The organism is Cupriavidus sp. 2TAF22 (assembly GCF_052115045.1).
Taxonomy (GTDB): Bacteria; Pseudomonadota; Gammaproteobacteria; order Burkholderiales; family Burkholderiaceae; genus Cupriavidus.
In genome coordinates this window covers 1-5,170 of sequence record NZ_JBFRFX010000094.1, presented here as the reverse complement: position 1 = coordinate 5,170, position 5,170 = coordinate 1, and the positions used below count along the sequence as shown (strand labels likewise).

The window sequence follows — 5,170 nt, the reverse complement described above, 5'->3', positions numbered from 1 at the left end:
CTGGCCGAGCAGATCGAGAGCGTGAAAGCCACCGGCCCGAACGAGGTCACGGTGGTGCTCACCAGCCCCAATGCCGACCTGCCGGTGATCCTGGGCACCTTCCACTTCCTCATCGTCAAGGACGGCACCACCGACTTCAGTGCCGGCATCGGTACCGGGCCTTACAAGATCAAGGAGTTCAGGCCGGGCGTGCGCACTGTGGTGGTGCGCAACGATGCGTACTGGAGACAGGGAAAGCCCTACCTCGACGAGATCGAGTTCGTCGGTATCGGCGATGAGAGCGCGCGCGTCAACGCGCTGCTGTCCGGCGGCATGGATCTGGTGGGCTCTGTCAACCCGCGCTCCGTGGCCCGCGTCAAGGGTACGCCGGGCTTCGGCACCCTCATCACGCAATCGGGGCAGTACACAGACCTGATCATGCGCAAGGACGCGGGTCCAGGTATGAACCCCGACTTTGTGATGGGGATGAAGTACCTGCAAGACCGCGCGCAGATGAAGAAGGCCATCGCGCTCGACTATGCGGTGCTCGGCAACGATCAGCCGATCGACCCCACCAACCGCTTCTTTTTCAAGGGCCTGCCGCAGCTGGCCTTCGACCTTGACAAGGCTAAGTACCATTTGCGCAAATCGGGCGTGACGGGCAAGGTGCCGATGGTGACCTCGCCCGCCGCCCTGTATTCGGTCGAGATGGCGACGGTGCTGCAGCAGACCGCGCAGCGTGTCGGCCTGGACATCGACATCAAGCGCATGCCTGCCGATGGCTACTGGTCGAACCACTGGCTCAACAGCCCCGTGGGCTTCGGCAATGTCAACCCGCGCCCCAGCGCCGACACCATTCTCACGCAGTTCTTCAAGTCCGATGCGCCGTGGAACGAATCGCGCTGGAAGAACCCCAAGTTCGACCAGCTGCTGCTGGCGGCGCGGGCCGAAACCGACACCGCCAAACGCATCCAGATGTATGCCGACATGCAGACCATGATCCACGAGGACGCCGGCATTGGTATCCCGCTGTTCCTGGCCAGCATCGACGGACATTCATCGAAGCTCAAGGGCTTGTCACCGATCCCGCTGGGTGGGCTGATGGGCTATTCGTTTGCGGAGCATGTGTGGCTCGATGCCTGACGGGGCGGGCGGGCCTTTTTCGCAAGGTTTCCGCCTGCGCCCCGTGCGGTTGGGCCAGGTTTATTTGCCGAGCCACTTGGCCGCATGCACCTCGTAGTCACCGACTGCCCTGGCCAGGTGCAGCCATTGGTCGACGAAGCCCTTGAAGACGGTGTCCCCGTTGGGCAGCAGGAAGATTCGAAACGGCGGCTCCCGGTGGCGCCGCCACGGTCGCGCTCGCTATCACGGCAGCACTCGTTGGGGCGGTCTCCGATCCGGAGGCGCCCCAATCATACTGCGATCGGGCCGCGTGCCGTTGGCCGGACCCGGTGAACCCTGCGTGTTAGCGAGCCTCGTCGCTGGTTTGGGCAATGGCGGCGCGCAGGATCTCCAGGGCTTCCTGCGCCGTTTCCGCGGAGGTGTTGAGCGGCGCCAGCAGCCGCACATTGTTCCGATGCACGCCGCACTTGATGACCAGCAGGCCGCGTTCGCGGCAGCGGTCGATCACCGCCTGGGCGAATGCCGCGTCGGGCTGGAACGGGTCGCTGTCCTTTACGAACTCCAGCGCCAGCATCGCGCCAACGCCACGCACGGTGCCGATGGCGGGGAACTCGCGCGCGAGCTGGTCGAGCCCTGCGCGCAGGGTTTCCGCCAGGGCGTGCGCACTGGCGAGCAACTGTTCTTCCTCGAACAGGTCGAGCACCGCCAGCGCAGCGGCGCAGGCGAGCGGATTGCCCGCATATGTGCCGCCCAGGCCGCCGGGTGCCGGCGCGTCCATGATCTCGGCACGCCCGACCACGCCGGACAGCGGCATGCCGCCGGCCAGGCTCTTCGCGACCGTGACCAGGTCGGGCTGGATGCCCGCATGCTGGAAGCCGAACATCTTGCCGGTACGGCCAAAGCCGGCCTGGATCTCGTCCAGGATCAGCACGATGCCATGCTTGCGGGTCAGCGCGCGCAGGGCCTGCAGGAACTCGTTGCCAGCAGGCAGGAAGCCGCCGTCGCCTTGCACAGGTTCGAGGATGATGGCCGCGACCCGGTTCGGGGCGATCTGCGTGGCAAAGAGATCTTCCAGCGCCCGGATCGCATCCGAGCCCGAGAAGCCACGGAATTCGTCGGGATAGGGCGTGTGATAGACGTCGCCGGCCAGCGGCCCGAAGTTCTGCTTGTACGGCGTGCTTATGCCGGTCAGCGTCGAGCCGAGCAGCGTGCGCCCGTGGAAGCCGCCGCGGAACGCGATGATTCCCGGCACATTGCGACAGGCGCGCGCGATCTTGACCGCGTTCTCCACCGCTTCCGCGCCGGTTGTCGCGAACAGCGTCTTGTAATGCTCGGCGCCGCCGACCAGCTTGTTCAACCGAGCGGCCAGCTCGACATAGACGTCGTAGCCGACCACCTGGAACGCTGCGTGCGTCACGCGACCCAGTTGCTTGCGCACTGCCTCGACGACCTTGGGGTGGTTATGGCCGATATTCTGCACGCCAATACCGCCGACGAAGTCGATATAGCGACGTCCCTCCACATCCCAGAGGAATGAACCCTCGGCCCTGTCGGCAAAGATCGGATGGGCGGTGACGACGCCATGCGGAACATGTTGGGTGCGGGCCGCGATATGGGCCTGGTTGGACTGGGTCATTGCGTTACGCCTCTTTCAGTTTCCGCGAAGTCGGGGTCGCGGTGTGGTTGCGAAGGGTTGGAGCCGGCAAGGATCTCTGCGAGGTGGCGCGGTTCGCGTCCGGTCAGCTTGCATTAGGGTCCGCGAGGGCACTCGGCTGGCGTTGGGGCATTGCTGTCATGGAGTTCGTTCGCGGCATGGCCGAAGCCTGCCGGGGTCATATCGCCAACGCTTGCGGGCAATCAGCGGGACCAGTATAGGGACGAGGCGGATAGCGCTTTGACCGAATGCGAGGGGTCGATCAGCAGCGAATCCTGTTGTGGCGGGATGAACAGCAGTTCCTTCGACGGGGATGCATGGCAGGCTTTGCCGGCAAGGCCCGCCATGCAAAACGGCCGGCTTGCGCCGGCCGCTCGATAGGAAGCGGAGCGTTATCAGTCCAGCAGCCCCTGGCAGACGTACTTGATATGCATGTACTCTTCGAGGCCATGGCGCGACCCCTCGCGTCCGTAGCCGGAGTCCTTCACGCCGCCGAAGGGGGCCGCTTCCGCTGCCAGCGCGCCCTCGTTGATACCGACAATGCCCGACTCAAGCGCATCGGCAAGGCGCCAGATCCGCCGCACGTCATTTGAGTAGAAATACGCTGCCAGCCCGAACGGCGTGGCGTTGGCCGCCGCGACCACATCGGCCTCGGTACTGAAGCGCGTAACCGGCGCCACCGGCCCGAAGGTCTCCTCGCAGGAGCACTCCATCGCGGCATCCACATCGACCAGCACCGTTGGCGCATAGTAGTTCGGCCCGGGGCACTGTTCGTTGCGGATTCGCTCGCCGCCGACGACCACGCGGGCACCACGGCTGACCGCGTCCTTCACATGGCGTTCGATCTTGTCGACCGCGCGCGCGTTGACCATCGGGCCGATCTGCGCGGCCGGGTTCGTGGCGGGGGCGACGACCAGCGCGCCGACGCGCGCGGCAAGCTTTTCGACAAAGGCGTCGTGTACCTTGTCCTGAACGTAAATGCGGTTAGGGCACACGCAAGTCTGTCCGCCGTTGCGGAACTTGGCGGCCATCAAACCTTCGACGGCGGCATCGAGATCTGCATCGTCGAACACGATAAACGGGGCATTGCCGCCCAGTTCCAGCGACAGCTTCTTCAGCGTATCGGCGGAGCGGCGCGCCAGGTGTTTGCCCACCGGCGTCGAGCCGGTAAAGGTGATCTTGCGCACCCGGGCATCGTCCAGCCATACATCGACGACTTCGGCCGCGCGCTCGCGCGAGGCGGTGACGATATTCAGCACGCCCGGCGGCACGCCCGCCTGTTCGGCGAGCCTGACCAGCGCCAGCGAGGTCAGCGGCGTATCCTCGGCAGGCTTGCACACCACCGTGCAGCCGGCAGCCAGCGCCGGCGCGATCTTGCGCGCGATCATCGCTGCCGGGAAGTTCCATGGCGTGATCGCCGCGATGACGCCGACCGGCTCGCGCAGTGCCAGCATGCGTCGGCCGGGCACTGGCGCGGCGATCACGTCGCCATCGGCGCGCGTGGCTTCTTCGGCAAACCATTCGACATAGCTCGCGGCATAGAGCACCTCGCCTTTGCCTTCCGCCAAGGGCTTGCCCTGCTCGCGCGAGATCAGGCGGCCAAGGTCTTCCACGTGGCTGACGATCAGGTCGTTCCAGCGCTTGATGATCTGCGCGCGGTGCTTGGCAGGGGTCTTGCGCCAGCTTGGGAACGCTGCGTGAGCGACATCGACGGCGCGGCGTGCGTCCGCCGCACCGCTATCCGGTACCGCCGCAAAGACTTCATCCGTTGCAGGGTCCGCCACGGACAGTGTGCGATCGTCGGCCGCGCCGCACCATTCGCCGCCGATAAAGTTGCGGCCGGGAAGCAAGGTCTGGTTCTGGAGGGACAAAGGCATGAACAAATTCTCCTAAGGAAAGGGGTCAGGCGGTGACGCCGGCGGGCACTGTGCCGTCGCTATGCAGATCGACTTCATCGATCCAGCCGCGGCGCAGCTCGGGCACCGAGCGCGCCAGCAGCGCGTAGTAGGGGTGGTGCGGACCGCGGTCGTAGTCCTGGTGCGCGACCTGGGTCAGCTTGCGGCCATGCTGCATCACCACGATCTCGTCGCAGATCGAGCGCACGGTGTGCAGGTCGTGGCTGATGAAGAGGTACGAGACACCCAGTTCCTTGCGCAGCTCGGCCATCAGGTCCAGGATGGCCGCGCCGACCACGGTATCCAGCGCCGAGGTGATCTCGTCGCACAGGATCAGCTCCGGCTCGGCCGCCAGCGCGCGGGCCAGGTTYACGCGCTGTTTCTGCCCGCCGGACAGGCCACCGGGCGTGCGCTGCGCCACGCYGGCCGGCAGCCGCACCAGATCGAGCAACTGGCGRATCCGTGCCCGTTTCGCTTCGCCGCGCAGGCCGTGGAAGAACTGCAGCGGCCGCRCCAGGAT

At 65.8% G+C, this 5,170-nt stretch carries 4 protein-coding genes; 1 reads left to right on the top strand and 3 read right to left on the bottom strand.

The annotated features are described in order from the left end of the window. The coding region (locus tag AB4Z48_RS40120; protein WP_441624409.1) for an ABC transporter substrate-binding protein at positions 1-1,122 on the top strand (1,122 nt) is incomplete at its 5' end. Positions 1,123-1,444: 322 nt separating this feature from the next. Here the strand turns inward: AB4Z48_RS40120 and gabT are convergent. The 3 genes from gabT to AB4Z48_RS40105 all read right to left on the bottom strand — a co-directional run. Continuing rightward, positions 1,445-2,737 (bottom strand): 4-aminobutyrate--2-oxoglutarate transaminase, encoded by a 1,293-nt coding sequence (gabT, locus tag AB4Z48_RS40115; RefSeq protein ID WP_441624407.1) that lies wholly within the window; start codon positions 2,735-2,737, stop codon positions 1,445-1,447. 413 nt (positions 2,738-3,150) lie between these two features. Next, positions 3,151-4,632: an NAD-dependent succinate-semialdehyde dehydrogenase gene (locus tag AB4Z48_RS40110; RefSeq protein ID WP_441624405.1), complete on the bottom strand. Its 1,482-nt coding sequence runs from the start codon at positions 4,630-4,632 to the stop codon at positions 3,151-3,153. A gap of 25 nt (positions 4,633-4,657) precedes the next feature. Beyond that, positions 4,658-5,170: ATP-binding cassette domain-containing protein (locus AB4Z48_RS40105; RefSeq protein ID WP_441624403.1), on the bottom strand; the 513-nt coding region annotated here is incomplete at its 5' end.